At 71.2% G+C, this 14,528-nt stretch carries 15 protein-coding genes; 9 read left to right on the top strand and 6 right to left on the bottom strand.

Annotation, left to right across the window (positions count from 1 at the left end; all coding sequences use genetic code 11):
* Positions 1 to 9: 9 nt before the first annotated feature.
* Positions 10 to 678, top strand: coding sequence for a UbiX family flavin prenyltransferase (locus tag SVTN_RS16305; RefSeq protein WP_041129749.1), 669 nt, complete (start codon positions 10 to 12; stop codon positions 676 to 678).
* Here SVTN_RS16305 and SVTN_RS46155 read toward each other — a convergent pair.
* Positions 675 to 809 (bottom strand): hypothetical protein, encoded by a 135-nt coding sequence (locus SVTN_RS46155; protein WP_281192369.1) that lies wholly within the window; start codon positions 807 to 809, stop codon positions 675 to 677. The genes SVTN_RS16305 and SVTN_RS46155 overlap by 4 nt on opposite strands.
* Positions 810 to 923: 114 nt before the next feature.
* On the opposite strand from SVTN_RS46155, the gene SVTN_RS16300 reads away from it, so the two are divergent.
* Together SVTN_RS16300 and mqnE are read left to right on the top strand one after the other, a co-directional pair.
* Complete coding sequence (locus tag SVTN_RS16300) at positions 924 to 1,379, top strand: Lrp/AsnC family transcriptional regulator (protein ID WP_017241016.1); 456 nt, start codon at positions 924 to 926, stop codon at positions 1,377 to 1,379.
* A gap of 52 nt (positions 1,380 to 1,431) precedes the next feature.
* On the top strand, positions 1,432 to 2,595 hold the full coding sequence (gene mqnE / locus SVTN_RS16295; protein WP_041129748.1) for an aminofutalosine synthase MqnE: 1,164 nt from the start codon (positions 1,432 to 1,434) through the stop codon (positions 2,593 to 2,595).
* Positions 2,596 to 2,653: 58 nt separating this feature from the next.
* On the opposite strand, the gene SVTN_RS16290 is transcribed toward mqnE, so the two are convergent.
* Positions 2,654 to 3,187 carry a GNAT family N-acetyltransferase gene (locus tag SVTN_RS16290; protein WP_041129747.1) on the bottom strand — a complete coding sequence of 178 codons (534 nt, stop codon included), beginning with the start codon at positions 3,185 to 3,187 and terminating at the stop codon, positions 2,654 to 2,656.
* Between the two features lie 135 nt (positions 3,188 to 3,322).
* Between SVTN_RS16290 and SVTN_RS16285 the strand changes: the two genes are divergently transcribed.
* The 4 genes from SVTN_RS16285 (at position 3,323) to SVTN_RS16270 (ending at position 8,039) form a co-directional block, all read left to right on the top strand.
* On the top strand, positions 3,323 to 3,589 hold the full coding sequence (locus SVTN_RS16285) for a DUF4229 domain-containing protein (RefSeq protein ID WP_030691732.1): 267 nt from the start codon (positions 3,323 to 3,325) through the stop codon (positions 3,587 to 3,589).
* A gap of 369 nt (positions 3,590 to 3,958) precedes the next feature.
* A complete protein-coding gene (locus tag SVTN_RS16280) occupies positions 3,959 to 5,305 on the top strand; it encodes a dicarboxylate/amino acid:cation symporter (RefSeq protein WP_041129746.1) in 1,347 nt (448 codons plus the stop codon).
* A 154-nt stretch (positions 5,306 to 5,459) separates the two neighbouring features.
* On the top strand, positions 5,460 to 6,044 hold the full coding sequence (locus tag SVTN_RS16275) for a TetR/AcrR family transcriptional regulator (protein ID WP_245727554.1): 585 nt from the start codon (positions 5,460 to 5,462) through the stop codon (positions 6,042 to 6,044).
* 108 nt (positions 6,045 to 6,152) lie between these two features.
* On the top strand, positions 6,153 to 8,039 hold the full coding sequence (locus SVTN_RS16270; protein ID WP_041129745.1) for an AMP-dependent synthetase/ligase: 1,887 nt from the start codon (positions 6,153 to 6,155) through the stop codon (positions 8,037 to 8,039).
* Positions 8,040 to 8,063: 24 nt separating this feature from the next.
* Here SVTN_RS16270 and SVTN_RS16265 read toward each other — a convergent pair whose 3' ends face one another.
* The 4 genes from SVTN_RS16265 to SVTN_RS16250 all read right to left on the bottom strand — a co-directional run bounded on the left by SVTN_RS16265 (position 8,064) and on the right by SVTN_RS16250 (position 12,659).
* Positions 8,064 to 9,356: a phospholipase D-like domain-containing protein gene (locus tag SVTN_RS16265; RefSeq protein WP_041129744.1), complete on the bottom strand. Its 1,293-nt coding sequence runs from the start codon at positions 9,354 to 9,356 to the stop codon at positions 8,064 to 8,066.
* A gap of 106 nt (positions 9,357 to 9,462) precedes the next feature.
* Positions 9,463 to 10,119 carry a pyridoxine/pyridoxamine 5'-phosphate oxidase gene (locus SVTN_RS16260; RefSeq protein ID WP_041129743.1) on the bottom strand — a complete coding sequence of 219 codons (657 nt, stop codon included), beginning with the start codon at positions 10,117 to 10,119 and terminating at the stop codon, positions 9,463 to 9,465.
* Positions 10,116 to 11,372 (bottom strand): FAD-dependent monooxygenase, encoded by a 1,257-nt coding sequence (locus tag SVTN_RS16255; RefSeq protein WP_041129742.1) that lies wholly within the window; start codon positions 11,370 to 11,372, stop codon positions 10,116 to 10,118. The genes SVTN_RS16260 and SVTN_RS16255 overlap by 4 nt, the downstream gene beginning before the upstream one ends.
* Before the next feature lie 123 nt (positions 11,373 to 11,495).
* Positions 11,496 to 12,659, bottom strand: coding sequence for a thiolase C-terminal domain-containing protein (locus tag SVTN_RS16250; protein WP_041129741.1), 1,164 nt, complete (start codon positions 12,657 to 12,659; stop codon positions 11,496 to 11,498).
* Between the two features lie 106 nt (positions 12,660 to 12,765).
* Here SVTN_RS16250 and SVTN_RS16245 point away from each other — a divergent pair, with 106 nt between their 5' ends.
* Together SVTN_RS16245 and SVTN_RS16240 are read left to right on the top strand one after the other, a co-directional pair.
* Entirely contained in the window at positions 12,766 to 13,977 is a 1,212-nt protein-coding gene (locus SVTN_RS16245) for an acyl-CoA dehydrogenase family protein (RefSeq protein WP_078908378.1), read from the top strand.
* Positions 13,978 to 14,448, top strand: coding sequence for a nitroreductase family deazaflavin-dependent oxidoreductase (locus SVTN_RS16240; RefSeq protein ID WP_041129740.1), 471 nt, complete (start codon positions 13,978 to 13,980; stop codon positions 14,446 to 14,448). It begins immediately after the preceding gene.
* Positions 14,449 to 14,528: the final 80 nt, after the last annotated feature.

The raw sequence follows: 14,528 nt of genomic DNA, 5'->3' as shown, positions 1-14,528 counted from the left end.
CTCGGCGGCATGAACGACGGCAAGCGCACCCCCTGGATCGTGGGGGTTTCCGGGGCGTCGGGCACGCCGTACGCCGCCGCCGTGCTCAGGGGGCTGCTCGCCGCGGGGGAGAGCGTCGACCTCGTCGTGTCGCGGGCCTCGCGGCTCACGCTGCTCGACGAGACGGGGATCGCCTTCCGGGACGCGCACTGGCGCGAGGACCTGGCGGCCTGGCTGGCGCGGGGTGCGGACGGGAAGCCGGACACGTTCACCGTGGACCTGGGTGACGTGCGGTACTGGGCGGCCGGGGACCTGGCCGCGGGGCCGTCCTCCGGTTCGTACCCGGCGAAGGGGATGCTGGTGGTGCCGGCCTCGACCGCCGCGGTGGCGGGAGTGGCACTCGGGCTCTCGAAGGACCTGCTGCAGCGGGTCGCGAGCGTGACGCTGAAGGAACGGCGTCCGCTGGTGGTCTGCGTGCGGGAGACCCCGCTGAACGGGCAGACGCTCAAGCACATGGTGGCGCTGGACGAGGCGGGCGCCGTGGTGCTGCCCGCCTCTCCGGCGTTCTACGCGGGGGCGACGCACATCCAGGATCTGGTGGACTTCGTCGCCGGGCGGGTGCTGGACGCGGCGGGAGTGCCGCACCAGCTGTACCGCCGGTGGGAGGGAGAGCTCGGTGGAGCCCTCTCGTCTGATTAGCGCTTCTTGGCGCGCTTCTTCGCGGCGCGCTTGGAGGCGGACGGCTGGTGGGCACGCGAGCGGTTGGCCAGGTCCTGCAGCTCGCGCATGCGTGCGTAGGCCATCTCGATCGTGTACACGGTGAACACCACTCCTGAAGATCGTCTTTGATCTGAATGAAAGATTCACAGGGTGTCGCACCCTGTGTACCTTAGATTCTATACCTAAACTTGCGGTATCGCTGGACAATGGAAGGCTTCATACCTATGGACGCCGTGGACAGGCAGCTCATCCAGGCTCTGCGTGAGAACGGCCGCGCCTCGTACGCCGAGCTCGGCCGGCTCGTCGGGCTCTCCGGCCCCTCCGTCACCGACCGCATCAACCGACTCGAGGCCGCCGGGGTCATCACCGGCTACCGCGCCACCGTCGACGCCGCCTCGCTCGGCCTCGGCGTCACCGCCCTCATCGGCATCTCCCTCTCCGACGCCGCCGACCACGAGGACGTGGCCCGCCGCCTCAAGGACCTCGCCGAGATCGAGGACTGCTGGTTCATCGCCGGCGACGACTCCTTCATGCTCAAGGTGCGCGCGAACGACGTCGACGGCCTGGAGAAGACGATCCGCCGGCTCTCCGGCACCAAGGGCGTCTCCCGGACGCGTACCACGATCGTGCTCTCCACCAAGTGGGAGAACCGGGTCGGGGAGCTGCCCGAGGAGGGCTGAGAGTACGGTGGGCAGAGCTTGATTTCGGAGAAATAAAGGGAGGCGGCCGTACATGGACGCGGGACTCAAGCGCGAACTTGAGCAGAAGGTCCGGGACGGTGAGCGGCTGAGCCGTGAGGACGGCATCGCCCTGTACGAGTCCGACGACCTCGCCTGGCTCGGCGGTCTGGCCCACGAGGTCCGGACCCGCAAGAACGGCGACGTGGTCCACTTCAATGTCAACCGGCATCTGAACATGACCAACGTCTGCACCGCCTCCTGCGCCTACTGCTCCTTCCAGCGCAAGCCGGGCGAGAAGGACGCGTACACCATGCGCATCGAGGAGGCCGTGCGCCTCGCGAAGGCGATGGAGAACGAGAACCTCACCGAGCTCCACATCGTCAACGGGCTCCACCCCAACCTGCCCTGGCGCTACTACCCGCGCTCCCTCTCCGAGCTCAAGAAGGCCCTGCCGAACGTCTCCCTCAAGGCGTTCACGGCGACGGAGATCCACCACTTCGAGACGATCTCCGGCCTCTCCGCCTCCGAGATCCTCGACGAGCTCATCGAGGCCGGCCTCGAGTCGCTGACCGGCGGCGGCGCCGAGATCTTCGACTGGGAGGTCCGCCAGCACATCGTGGACCACAAGACCCACTGGGAGGACTGGTCCCGGATCCACCGCCTCGCGCACGAGAAGGGTCTGAAGACCCCCTCCACGATGCTCTACGGGCACATCGAGGAGCCGCGCCACCGCGTGGACCACGTGCTGCGGCTCCGTGAGCTCCAGGACGAGACCGGCGGCTTCCAGGTCTTCATCCCGCTGCGCTACCAGCACGACTTCGTGGACATGCAGGACGGCAAGATCCGCAACAAGCTCCAGGCGCGCACCACGATGGCGACCGGCGCCGAGGCCCTGAAGACCTTCGCGGTCTCCCGGCTGCTCTTCGACAACGTGCCGCACGTCAAGGTCTTCTGGGTCATGCACGGCGTCCAGACGGCGCAGCTGGCGCTCCAGCACGGCGCCGACGACATGGACGGCTCGGTCGTCGAGTACAAGATCACGCACGACGCCGACAACTACGGCACGCCGAACAAGCTGGGCCGCGAGGACCTGCTCGAACTGATCCGCGACGCGGGCTTCCGGCCGGTCGAGCGGAACACGCGGTACGAGATCATCCGCGAGTACCCGGGGCCGGACGCGGAGCGGCGCGAGTCGCCGCAGGCGATGCGGTTCTGACGTAGGTGACTTTGTGAGGGAAGGGCCGGTGGGATCACCCACCGGCCCTTTCCGCGTCTCACGTCAGCGGCAGCAGCATGATGACGTCGTCGCGGTCGTCGCCGGGGGCGACCCGGATCGCGTCGGGGACGCGGCCGACCTCCTTGTAGCCGGACTTGGCGTAGAAGCCTTCCAGGCCCATGCCGCCGCGGCAGGTCAGCCGGATCGCCTCGATCGCCTCGAAGCCCTCGGCGGTGCGGGCGGTGTGCTCGACCGCCGCCATGAGGTCGCGGCCGTACCCCTTGCCCTGGTGCCGGGGGTGGACCATCACGGTGTAGAGCCACACCCAGTGGGTCATCAGCCGGTGGGTGTTGAAGGTGAAGAACGCTGTGGCCGCGACCCGGCCGTCCTCGTCGCGGCCGACGAGGAGGCGCGTACCGCCCTCGGCCATCCCGACGAGGTGCTTGAGCAGGGCGGGGCGTATCGCGTCGGGGGTCACGGGGGGTACGAAGCCGACGGAGCCGCCCGCGTTGGAGACGTCGGCCCAGAGGGAGAGCACGCCGTCGCGCAGGGCCGGGTCGATCGCCGGGTCCACCTCGAAGGTAAGGGTCATGGGGTTAGGTTATCTATTACCTCTACCGTGCTCAAGAGGGCCGGTCCCGGGTCGGCCCCCGTCGCGTGCTTCACTGGAGGACGCTCGTCCCTCATGGGAACTTTGGGATCTTTCGGAACGGAAGAGTGGACTGACATGCTCCGCTACACGCTGATGCGGCTCGGGATCTTCGCCGGGTGCTTCCTCGCCCTGTGGGGTCTCGTCTACGTCGGCGCGCTGCCGCGCGGTCTGGGCGACTCGAACCTGCTCTGGGTCCTCGTCCTCTCCATCGTCGTCTCCGCCCCGCTGAGCTTCGTCCTCCTGCGCAAGGTGCGGGACGAGGCGAGCGCCGAGGTCGTGGCGAAGGTCGAGCGCGCCAAGGGCCGGCTGGACGCGAACCGCTCCCAGGAGGACGCGCTGTAGCGCCGTACCCCCACATAAGGGCTGCGTAAGCTTCCTCACAGACACCCCACCCCGGGCAGGGCCTTCCAAGGCTCCGGCCTGGGGTGTTCTGCGTTTCGTAGGCATACGGGGCTTTCCGGACCCCAAAGAATGGCTTTGAGGTCCTCAAAGTTCAAGTGTTAACGTGTTCGACATGAAGACAGCAGTGCGCCCCTCCGATGCCGCGAGCAGCCCGCTCGTGGCGCGCCTGCACGTCGATCTCTGCCGCTGTATGTCCGCGGTCTGTTGCCGCGCCTTCTGATCCGGCATCATGCAGCGGCCCGCGCCCAGCGCGTGTGTGCCGCACCCCCGTCCCCGTATTCCCCCGATACGCACCTGTGGAGTGTGCCCGTGTCCGCGTCCGCCACCGCGACCGAGAACGAGTCCAAGCCCTCGTCCCGAATACCCAAGGTCCCCTTCTGGGCCCAGATCATCGCCGGTCTGGCCCTCGGAGCCCTGCTCGGCTGGATCGCCCGCAGCCAGGACGTCTCCTGGCTGAAGGACACCCTCGGCCAGATCGGCGACATCTTCGTCCAGCTGCTCAAGCTGGCCGTCGCGCCGCTCGTCTTCTTCGCGATCCTGGTCTCGATCACCAACCTGCGGAAGGTGAACAACGCCGCCCGGCTCGCCACCCGCACCCTGCTCTGGTTCATGATCACCTCGCTGATCGCGGTCGGCATCGGCCTCGCGATCGGCCTGATCACCAACCCGGGCGCCGGCACCGGCCTCACCCCGCAGGACGGCAAGCTGCCGAAGCACGAGGGCACCTGGATCGACTTCCTCACCGGCATCATCCCGACGGACGTCATCACGCCCTTCACCGAGCTGAACGTCCTCCAGATCGTCTTCATGGCCGCCGTCGCCGGCATCGCCGCCCTCCAGCTCGGCGACCGCGCCAAGCCGATCCTCACCCTCTCCGAGTCGGCCCTCGAGCTCCTCCAGAAGGCCCTGTGGTGGGTCATCCGCCTCGCCCCGCTCGGCACCGTCGGCCTCATCGGCTTCGCCATCGCCGACTACGGCTGGGACCTGATCGGCAAGTACGCGACCTTCACCGCCGACATCTACGTCGGCTGCGCCCTGGTCCTCTTCGGCGTCTACCCGCTGCTGCTCGCCACGGTCGCCAAGGTCAACCCGCTCCAGTTCTACAAGGGCGCCTGGCCGGCCATCCAGCTGGCCTTCGTCTCCCGCTCCTCGGTCGGCACCATGCCGGTCACCCAGAAGGTCACCGAGCGCCTCGGCGTCCCGAAGGAGTACGCCTCCTTCGCCGTCCCGTTCGGCGCCACCACCAAGATGGACGGCTGCGCCGCGATCTACCCGGCGCTCGCCGCGATCTTCATCGCGCAGATCTTCGACGTGCAGCTCGGCGTCGGCGACTACGTCCTGATCGCCTTCGTCTCGGTCATCGGCTCGGCGGCCACCGCCGGCCTCACCGGCGCGACGGTCATGCTCACCCTGACCCTCTCCACCCTGGGCCTCCCCCTGGAGGGCGTCGGCCTCCTCATGGCGATCGACCCGATCCTGGACATGATGCGCACGGCCACGAACGTTGCCGGCCAGGCCCTGATCCCGGTGATCGTCTCCGCTCGCGAGAAGATCCTCGACCTCACCGCGTACGAGAACGCCTCGTCCTCCCCGGTCGACGACCTGGCCGAGATCGGCGAGACCGACAAGAAGGTCGCGGTCACGGCCGCCGCCTGACCCCCGCACCGAGCCTGCGCGCCCCCTGCCCCCCTCCGGGCAGGGGGCGCGTACGCTTTCGCGGGGCATCCAGTGGATCTTGGAAGCAGGGGTGGGCGCCATGGCCGGTGGGGCGAAGGCGCGGCGGTTGCCGCGGGCCGTGCGGGAGGGGCAGATGCTGGACGCGGCCGTGCGGTGCTTCGCGCGGCACGGGTACCAGACGGCGTCCATGGACGAGATCGCCGAGCTCGCCGGGGTCTCCAAGCCGCTGGTCTATCTGTATCTGGGCTCCAAGGAGGAGCTGTTCACCGCCTGCATACGGCGGGAGGCGGGGGCCCTGCTCGGGGCCGTGGCCGCCGGGGTCGGGGGGTCCGAGGTGCCGCCCGACGAGCGGCTCTGGGCGGGGCTGCTCGCCTTCTTCACGTACGCCGCCGAGCACCCGGACTCGTGGGTGGTGCTGAGCCGGCAGGCGCGGACGCACGGGGAGCCGTTCGCCGGGGAGGCCGCGCGGATGCGGGACGAGATCGTGGGCTTCGTGGCCGGGTTGATCGGGGAGGCCGCCGGGGAGGCGGGCGGCGGCATCACTCCGCGGGACGTGGACGCGCTCGCGCAGGCCCTGGTCGGTTCCGCCGAGTCCTTGGCCGACTGGGCCGACGAGACCCCGGGGGTGACGGCCAGGGAAGCCGCCGCGACGCTGATGAACTTCGCCTGGGCCGGGCTCGGAAACCTCATGAAAAGCGAGCGCTGGTCTCCCCGTTGAGCTTTACCGCGCAGTAAGGTTACCCGCTAGTCAAGGCAGTTCAGGCGCTTCAGGGCTCAACGTACCGACGCACGACCTCAGTTCATCGCGCAGACCGAGGAGCCGCCCGTGTCCGTCGTCACCGCCGCATCCGGGACCGAGCCGGTCGAGCCGCAGAAAGTGCTCGTCGACGGGCGGGTGCGGGAGGTGTCCGTGCCCGCGCTCGTTCCCCGGGTGGCCCGCGGCTCGCTCGCCGACCTGCCGTACGACAACGCCCGGCAGGATCCCGAGGCCGTGCTCTTTTCGAGGAAGGACGCGGAGGGGGAGTGGGTCGATGTCACGGCCGCGCGCTTCGCCGCCGAGGTGCACTCCGTCGCCAAGGGGCTCATCGCCCACGGCCTGCGCCCCGGCGACCGGCTCGCCCTCATGGCCCGCACCACCTACGAGTGGACCCTGATCGACTTCGCCGCCTGGGCCGCCGGGCTCGTCACCGTCCCCGTCTACCCCACCTCCTCCGCCTTCCAGACCCGCTGGATCCTCCAGGACTCCGGCGCCGCGGCCTGTGTCGTCGAGGACGTCGAGCAGGCCCGCATGGTCTCCGCCGAGCGGCGGCAGCTGCCCGGCCTCGCCCACCTCTGGGTCCTCGACGCCGGCGCCGTCGACCAGCTCCGCAGGGCCGGCGCGCGGGTCGCCGACGAGGCCGTCACCGCCCGCCGGGGACTGCTCACCCCGGCGACCCTCGCCACCCTCATCTACACCTCCGGCACCACCGGCCGCCCCAAGGGCTGCGCCCTCACCCACGCCAACTTCTTCGCCGAGGTCGACAACGCCGTCCGGCTCCTCCACCCCGTCTTCGTCTCGGAGAGCAAGGAGCCCGCCGCCACCCTCCTCTTCCTGCCGCTCTCCCACGTCTTCGGGCGGATGGTCGCCGTCGGCTGCGTCCGCGCCCGCGTCCGCGTCGGGCACGCGCCCTCCGTCGAGGGCGAGGAACTCCTCACCGACCTGGCCTCCTTCCGGCCCACGTTCCTCCTCGCCATCCCGTACGTCCTGGAGAAGGTCTTCAACAGGGCCCGCGCCACCGCAGAACGCGGCGGGAAGGCCGCCGTCTTCGACCGGGCCGCGGAGGTCGCCCGCCGGTACGGGCGGACGGCCACGCCCCCGCTCTCCCTGCGCGCCGCACGGGCCCTGTACGACACGCTCGTCTACCGGCGGATCCGCGACGCGCTCGGCGGCCGCGTCACGTACGTGATCTGCGGCGGCTCCCCGCTCGGCGCCCGGCTCGCCGAGTTCTTCGCGGGCGCCGGCGTCGAGGTCTTCGAGGGGTACGGCCTGACGGAGACCACCGCCGCCTCCACGGTCACCCCGCCGCGCCGGCCGCGCACCGGGACCGTCGGCTGGCCGCTGCCCGGCACCGCCGTCCGCATCGCCGACGACGGCGAGGTCTGGCTCAGGGGCGGCCACGTCTTCGCCGGCTACTGGGACGCGCAGCGCGGGACGGCCCTGCCGTACACCGACGAGGGCTGGTTCCCCACCGGCGACCTGGGCTCGCTCGACGAGGACGGCTATCTGCGGATCACCGGCCGGAAGAAGGACATCCTCATCACGTCGGCCGGCAAGAACGTCGCTCCCGCCCCGCTGGAGGACTGGCTGCGCGCCCACCCGCTGGTCTCCCAGTGCATGGTGGTCGGCGACGACCGCCCGTACGTCACGGCCCTGATCACCCTGGACCACGAGGGCCTGACGCACTGGCGGCGGATGCGGCGCAAGGACCATCTGGCGCTCTGGGAGCTGGCCCGGGACCCGGAGCTGCTCGCCGCGCTCCAACGGGGGGTGGACGATGCCAACCGGCTGGTCTCGCGGGCCGAGTCGATCCGGGCCTTCCGGGTCCTGACCACCGAGTTCTCGGAGACCTCCGGCCATCTGACCCCGTCCCTGAAGCTCAAACGGCGGGCGGTGCTGCGGGACTTCGCCCGGGACATCGAGGAGATGTACGGCTCCGAGGGGGCGCGCCCGTAGCGGCGCGCCCCCTGCGGGCGGGGGTCAGCAGGTGGCGTCGACGGCGTCGCCGTTGGCCGGCTGGTGCGTGGTCGCGGCGCGCAGCCGGTTGTAGTTGGCGACGTACGCGTCGTGGACCGCGGCGTCCTCGAACTGGAGCATCGTCTCGTCGCTCTGGCGCAGCGAGTTGGTGGACCAGTTGTGGCTGCCGGTCCACACGATCTTGCGGTCGGGGACGTCGTAGTAGTTGCCCTCGACCAGCAGGTACTTGTCGTGGATCCAGGTGGAGTCCTTGCCGCAGTAGTACTTGGTGATGACGCCGTTGTAGGCGTTCGTCGTCTTCGCGAGGAGCTTCTCCAGGGAGGTCTTGCCCAGACCGTTGGTGCCGTCGTAGGTGAGGGCGACCTCGACGTAGCAGCCCTGGGCGTCGAGCTGGACGAGCTTGTCCGCGAGGTAGGGGCGGGAGAAGATCGTCATGGCGACGCGGATGCGGGTGCGGTGGTTGTCGGTGGTGCCGACGACCGAGTTGCCGAAGCACTGCACGTGGTCGAGGACGGTGGCGACCGTGTCCTCGCTCGGGTCGTTGTAGAAGACCGAGTCGCCGGTCGCGGCGCGCGGATAGAAGTGGATCTTCGCGTTGCCGGAGGCGACGGGCGCCCGGCCGGTGTCGTAGTAGTTGTTGTTCGGGACCTTGGCGGCGAGGTCGTCGAAGTAGCCGTTGTAGGCGTTGTAGATGCCGTCGTTGCCGGTCAGGACGAGGGCGTTGTTCCAGCCGAGGTAGCCGTCGCGGCCGGTGTGCAGGTTCGCCGAGGACTGCATGACGACGCGGGGCGTGCCGTTCGTCTCGGTGAAGAGGATGAACTTGTTGTGGTTGATGGCGTCGACGCCGCCCTTGGAGAGGGTGCCGATGCAGCCGCGGGCGGTACCGCAGTGGGTGACCCAGGAGGGCTTGGAGGTGTCGGTGCCGAGCTTGGCGGTGAGCGTGTCGTACGGCGCGTAGCCGGTGGCCTTGACGTCGAAGATCGCCTGGACGGCGACGCCCCGGTCGTAGGCCGCGGTCAGGGCGTTCGTGAGCGTGGAGTCGTTCAGGTAGTAGTACGACAGCCGGATCCGGGAGCCGGCCGGGGCGCCGTTGATCAGCTCGATCTGCTTGTCGACGATGGCCCGCTGCTCGGTCGCGGTGCCGATCGGGTTGTTGAAGACGGCCTGGGTGGTGACCGCCGCCGCGCCCTCCGTGCCCGCCGTTTCGGCGCCGGCGGGCACGGAGGAGAACGCGAGGGTGGTGGTCAGGAGCGCCGCCGCGAGGGAGACGGAGCGGAGTTCGTGCCGGATGCGCATGGACTTCCTTTCGGATGCGGGACGCCCATACGATCATGTGGTGGCCTTGGGGTTGCGTCGGTTTTCGGACCCGTTCGGCGCGTGAGAGACGGTCCGTGAAAAGCGGTCAGGGCCAGAGGAGTTCGCGGGTCCAGGTCCCGTCCGCCGTGCGGCGGTAGCGGAGGCGGACGTGGCGGCGGCGGGCGTCGCCCTGGAAGAACTCGACCTCGGCCGGTTCGACCACGTACAGGGTCCAGCTGGGGGCGGGGGCGTCCGGTTCCGCCTCGGCCCGGTGCCAGGCCGCCTCGCTCGCCTCGGCGAGGGTCCCGGGGGAGTCGAGGACCTCGCTCTGCCGGCCCACGAGCGCCGCGGCGAGGGCGCCGGTGGTGCGGGCGTGGAGGTCCTCGTACGCCTCCTCGGGGGTGCCGGTGGTGACGTGGCCCCGGATGCGGACCTGGCGGCCCTGGACCGGCCAGTAGAAGCCGAGCGCGGCCTCGGGGCGGGCGGCGAGCTGTCGGCCCTTGGCGCTGCCGGCGTGCGAGGCGAAGTGCCAGCCGCGGGCGTCGGCGTCGTGCAGCATCACCGTACGGACGTCGGGGCGGCCGTCCTCGTCCACGGTGGCCAGGGAGAGGGTGTGCGGCTCGGTCTGGCCGGCCGCGACCGCCGCCGTGAACCAGTCGTGGAAGAGGGGGAGCGGCTCGGGCGGGGCGCTCGCCGGGTCGAAGGACGGGAGTTCGGTGTCCCAGACCCGGAGGGAGTGGAGGGCGTGGTGGAAGTCGGTCATGCGGCCACCGTAGGGCGTGCGGTGGTGTCGTAGTCCTCGATCGCGACGGCGTTCGCCGTGGCCTGGATCTCGTCGCGGATCTTCTTCGCGATGAGGTTCTTCCAGGGGGTCTTCGGCAGCGTCCGGACCATGAGCATGCGCAGGGCGATCTTCCACTTCCGGTCGACGACCATCTCCTTGACGAAGCGCTCGGCCATCTTCTGGTTGCGCTCCACGCCGGGTCGCATCAGCTGCTCGTAGCGGGCGAAGGCGACGGTGTGGTCGCCGCCCGCCCGGGCGAGCTCGCCCGCCAGGATGTAGGCGCCGGTGAGGGCGAGGCCCGTGCCCTGGCCGGAGGCGGGGGAGGTGCAGTGGGCGGCGTCGCCGAGCAGGACGACCCGGCCGGTGGACCAGTGGTCCAGCTCCACGAGGGCGATGGAGTCCAGGTAGAAGTCGTCGGCCTCGGCGGCGTGCCCGAGCAGGCGCGGGATCTCCCAGCCGTCGCCCTGGAAGGTGCGGGCGAGGAAGCGCTTCTGGGCGGCGGTGTCGCGGTGGTCGGGCTGCTCCTGGGTGGAGGAGAAGATGAAGAGGTTCTTGGCGTCGGTCTCGCCGGCGGAGCTGTAGACGCAGGTCAGCTTCCCGGGGAGCGCGTGGTACGTCTCCCAGCGGTCCAGGCCCAGGTGGTTGGGGGCCGTGAAGATGGAGATGTACGCGCCGAGGTGGCGCTTGTACCGCTCTTCCGGGCCGAAGGCGAGCTTCCGGGTGTTGGAGTGGAGTCCGTCGGCGCCGACGACCAGGTCGAAGCGGCGGATGGTGCCGGACTCGAAGGTGACGGTGACGCCGTCGGCGTCCGCGGGGTCGTCTGCGATTTCGGCGATCGAGTCGCCGAAGACGTACTCGACGTCCTCGCGGGTCCGGTCGTACAGGATGCGGGCGAGCTCGCCGCGCATGATCTCGTCGTCCTCCTCGACGCGGCCGCCGAAGATGTCGGCGGGCAGTTCGCCGATGGTGCGGCCGGCGTCGTCGACGTACGAACCGCCGCGCATGTCCGTGGAGTTGGCGCGGACCTCGTCGAGGATCCCCATCCGGCGGCAGACCTCGATGGCGGTGCCCCGGATGTCCACCTTGTAGCCGCCGGTGCGCAGTTCGGGGGCGCGCTCGACGACGGTCGGGACGAAGCCGTAGCGGTGCAGCCAGAGGGCGAGGGCGGGGCCGGCGATCGAGGCGCCGGAGATCAGGACGGTCTTGGCGGACTTCGTGGCGTTGTGCGTCATGGCGGGACTCCTTGTCGGGTGTCTGCGGGCCGTTTCCCTGCCCGCAGACATGACTATACGGATGTCCTACACGGTTGTCTATGACGCTTGTATAGATTCTTCGGAGGGGGTGGCCACCGGCCGTCAGCCGCGGCCGAGGACCACCGTCCCCGAGGAGCAGAACCAGCCCCCCGTCCCCGAGGCCACCGCCAGCTCCGGCAGCGAGCCGTCCGGCCTCCGCACCTGCAACCCCGGTGCCTCGCCGCGCAGTTGGCGCACCGCCTCCACGAGCAGGAACAGGCCCCGCATCCCCGGGTGGCAGGCCGAGAGTCCGCCGCCGTCCGTGTTCACCGGCAGCCCGTCCTTCTCCTGGACGAACGCCCCGCCCTCGCCCTTCGCGCAGAAGCCCAGGTCCTCCAGGGTCACCAGGGTCATGTAGGTGAAGGCGTCGTAGATCTCGGCGACGTCGATGTCCGCGGGCCGCACGCCCGCCCGCTCGAAGGCGAGCCGGCCGCTGACGGCCGCCGGGGAGACCGTGAAGTCCTCCCACTCGGACATCGTGGTGTGCGAGACGTGCTCACCCGTGCCGAGCACCCACACCGGGGCCGTACGGCAGTCCTGGACGTACTCCTCGGCCACCAGCAGCACCGCGCAGCCGCCGTCGCTGCGGATGCAGCAGTGCAGCTTGGTGAACGGGTCCGCGATCATCGGCCCGTCCAGGACCTCGTCGACGGTGATCGGCTCGCGGAACATCGCCTCCGGGTTCAGCGCCGCGTTCGCCCGCGCCCGGACGGCCACCTCCGCGAGCTGCTCCAGGGTCGTGCCGTACTCGTGCATGTGACGGCGGGCGGCCATCGCGTACTTGGCGATCAGGGTGTGCCCGTACGGGACCTCGAACTGCAGCGGGCCGCGCGCGCCGAAGGAGAGGTTCGAGGTGCGGCGCCGGGCGCGGATGTCGGCGCGGGCGGTGGAGCCGTACACGAGCAGGACCGCGTTCGCGTGGCCGGCGGCGATCGCGTCGGCGGCGTGCGCGGCCATGACCTCCCAGGTGGCGCCGCCGACGGCGGTCGAGTCCACCCAGCGGGGGCGCAGGCCCAGGTACTCGGCGACCTCGACCGGGGCGAGCGTGCCGAGGCCCGCCGAGGCCAGGCCGTCGATCAGTGAGCGGTCCAGGCCGCTGTCCGCGAGGGCGCGCCGGGCGGCCTGGGCGTGCAGGGCGTAGGGGGTGGCCTCGTCGACGCGGCCGCAGTCGGAGAGGGAGACGCCGACGACGGCGACGCGGCGGGCGCTGCGTGTGGTGGTGGGCATGAATCTGACGGTACATCAGATTCCTTGAATCGGGACCGGCGCTTCTCTGGGCAACGGGACCCGCACCGCCCTAGCATGACGCACCGTCAGATACGGAGGGAGCCTTATGGACGCCGCCGAAACCGCCGCGCTCAACGCCCCGCTCGATGCCCCGCTCAACGCCCCGCGAACGGAACCGCCCGACGAGCCGCCGCGCACCGCGCCGCCGGAACCGCCCGCCGCCGCGCCCGCCGCGCCGCTCACCCCGGCCGAGCACGGGATCCGCCGCACCCTGCGGGACCTCCTGACCGAGCACGCCGGGCCCCGTGAGGACCGCGCCGCCACCGCCACCCCCGAGGGGTACGACACCGCCCTCTGGGCCCGGACGGGCCTCGCCGGACTCACCCTCCCCACCGAGTACGGAGGAGCGGGGCGCGGCCCCGCCGAACTCGCCCTCGCCTGCGAGGAGACCGGCCGCGCCCTCGTCCCCTCCCCGCTCCTCGCCACCACCGTCCTCACCGCCCCGCTCCTCGCCGCCCTCGGCACCCCCGCCCAGCGCGCCGAACACCTCCCGCGCATCGCCGACACCAGCCTCACCTGCGCCCTCGCCGTCCCCACCGGACTCGCCCTCGCCCTCGGCCTCACCGGCGACAACACCGCCAGGGACTGGTCGGGCGGCGGCCGGGCCGGCGGCATCCAGGCCGCCCGCACGGCGGACGGCGGCTGGCGCCTCTACGGCGAGGCCGCCCGGGTCGTCGACGGCCACAGCGCCGGACTGCTCCTCGTCGCCGCCCACGCCGGCGGCTTCGCCCGCAGCCGGACCCTCCTCTTCCTCGTGCGCGCGGACGCCCCCGGGCTCGTACGGACCCGGCAGCCCGTCCTCGACCCCACCCGGCCCCAGGCCACCGTCCAGTTCCGGGACGCCGCGGCCGAACTCCTCGGCGAGGAACCCGCCGACGTCCTCGGCGCGCTCGCCGCCACCGGCCGTACCGCCGCCGTGATGCTGGCCGCCGAGGCCGTCGGCACCGCCGGGGCCGCCCTCGACCGCACCCGCGAACGGCCCGACCGGCACCGCCTCGCCGACCTGTACGTCCAGGTCGAGGCGGCCCGCTCGCTGACGTACTGCGCGGCTCGTGAACCCGACGGCGGGCCGCTCGCCCTCGCGCACGCCCTGGAGGCCCTGCGCGCCACCGCGGCGGAGTGCGGCGGCACCGGTGCCACCTGGGAGGACCTCTGCTTCAAGCGGGCCGCCTCCGACGAACTGCTCTTCGGGCCCGCCCGGCGGCTGCGCGACCGGGCGGCGGAACGGACCGGACTCTTCGGAGAGGCGGCGGCGTAGATGCCCATGGGACGGAAGCTCGTGCAGAAGGTGTCCTCGACCCGGACCTTCGCCAAGGTCGCGCCGCACCTCATCCCCGCCATGGACCGGGCCGTGCACCGGCTGACCAGGGGGAAGGTGCTGCTCAGCGCGCGGATGCTGCCCGGGGTGATCCTCACCGCCCGGGGCGCGAAGAGCGGGCAGCCGCGGGTCACCCCGCTCGCCTGCATGCCGGAGGGGGAGGGCCGCTGGCTCCTCATCGGCTCCAACTTCGGCCGGCCGGGCCACCCGGCCTGGACGGCGAACCTGCTCGCCCATCCGGACGTCGAGGTCAACTGGCGGGGCGAGGACGTACCCGTACGGGCGGAGCTCCTCGCGGGCGAGGAACGGGCGGCGGCCTGGAAGGCGGCTCTCGAGTTCTGGCCTCCGTACGCCACGTACCAGGCACGGATCGAGCGCGAGATCCGGCTCTTCCGGCTGACCCGGAGGTGAGGGCCCGGCCCTGGACGCCCCGGTCCTGGACACGGCGACGCCGACGGCGGTCCCGCTCCAGGTTCGGGGGAGCGGGCCGC

Source organism: Streptomyces vietnamensis (genome assembly GCF_000830005.1).
GTDB lineage: Bacteria > Actinomycetota > Actinomycetes > Streptomycetales > Streptomycetaceae > Streptomyces > Streptomyces vietnamensis.
The sequence above is the reverse complement of the archived record's forward strand: the minus strand, read 5'-3'. Positions and strand labels throughout refer to the sequence as shown.

Coding starts and splice junctions, on each gene's coding strand:
- SVTN_RS16305 (WP_041129749.1), top strand. CDS start 10: ATGAACGACGGCAAGCGCACCCCCTGGATCGTGGGGGTTTCCGGGGCG.
- SVTN_RS16300 (WP_017241016.1), top strand. CDS start 924: ATGGACGCCGTGGACAGGCAGCTCATCCAGGCTCTGCGTGAGAACGGC.
- mqnE (WP_041129748.1), top strand. CDS start 1,432: ATGGACGCGGGACTCAAGCGCGAACTTGAGCAGAAGGTCCGGGACGGT.
- SVTN_RS16290 (WP_041129747.1), bottom strand. CDS start 3,187: ATGACCCTTACCTTCGAGGTGGACCCGGCGATCGACCCGGCCCTGCGC.
- SVTN_RS16285 (WP_030691732.1), top strand. CDS start 3,323: ATGCTCCGCTACACGCTGATGCGGCTCGGGATCTTCGCCGGGTGCTTC.
- SVTN_RS16275 (WP_245727554.1), top strand. CDS start 5,460: ATGCTGGACGCGGCCGTGCGGTGCTTCGCGCGGCACGGGTACCAGACG.
- SVTN_RS16265 (WP_041129744.1), bottom strand. CDS start 9,356: ATGCGCATCCGGCACGAACTCCGCTCCGTCTCCCTCGCGGCGGCGCTC.
- SVTN_RS16260 (WP_041129743.1), bottom strand. CDS start 10,119: ATGACCGACTTCCACCACGCCCTCCACTCCCTCCGGGTCTGGGACACC.
- SVTN_RS16255 (WP_041129742.1), bottom strand. CDS start 11,372: ATGACGCACAACGCCACGAAGTCCGCCAAGACCGTCCTGATCTCCGGC.
- SVTN_RS16250 (WP_041129741.1), bottom strand. CDS start 12,659: ATGCCCACCACCACACGCAGCGCCCGCCGCGTCGCCGTCGTCGGCGTC.
- SVTN_RS16245 (WP_078908378.1), top strand. CDS start 12,766: ATGGACGCCGCCGAAACCGCCGCGCTCAACGCCCCGCTCGATGCCCCG.
- SVTN_RS16240 (WP_041129740.1), top strand. CDS start 13,978: ATGCCCATGGGACGGAAGCTCGTGCAGAAGGTGTCCTCGACCCGGACC.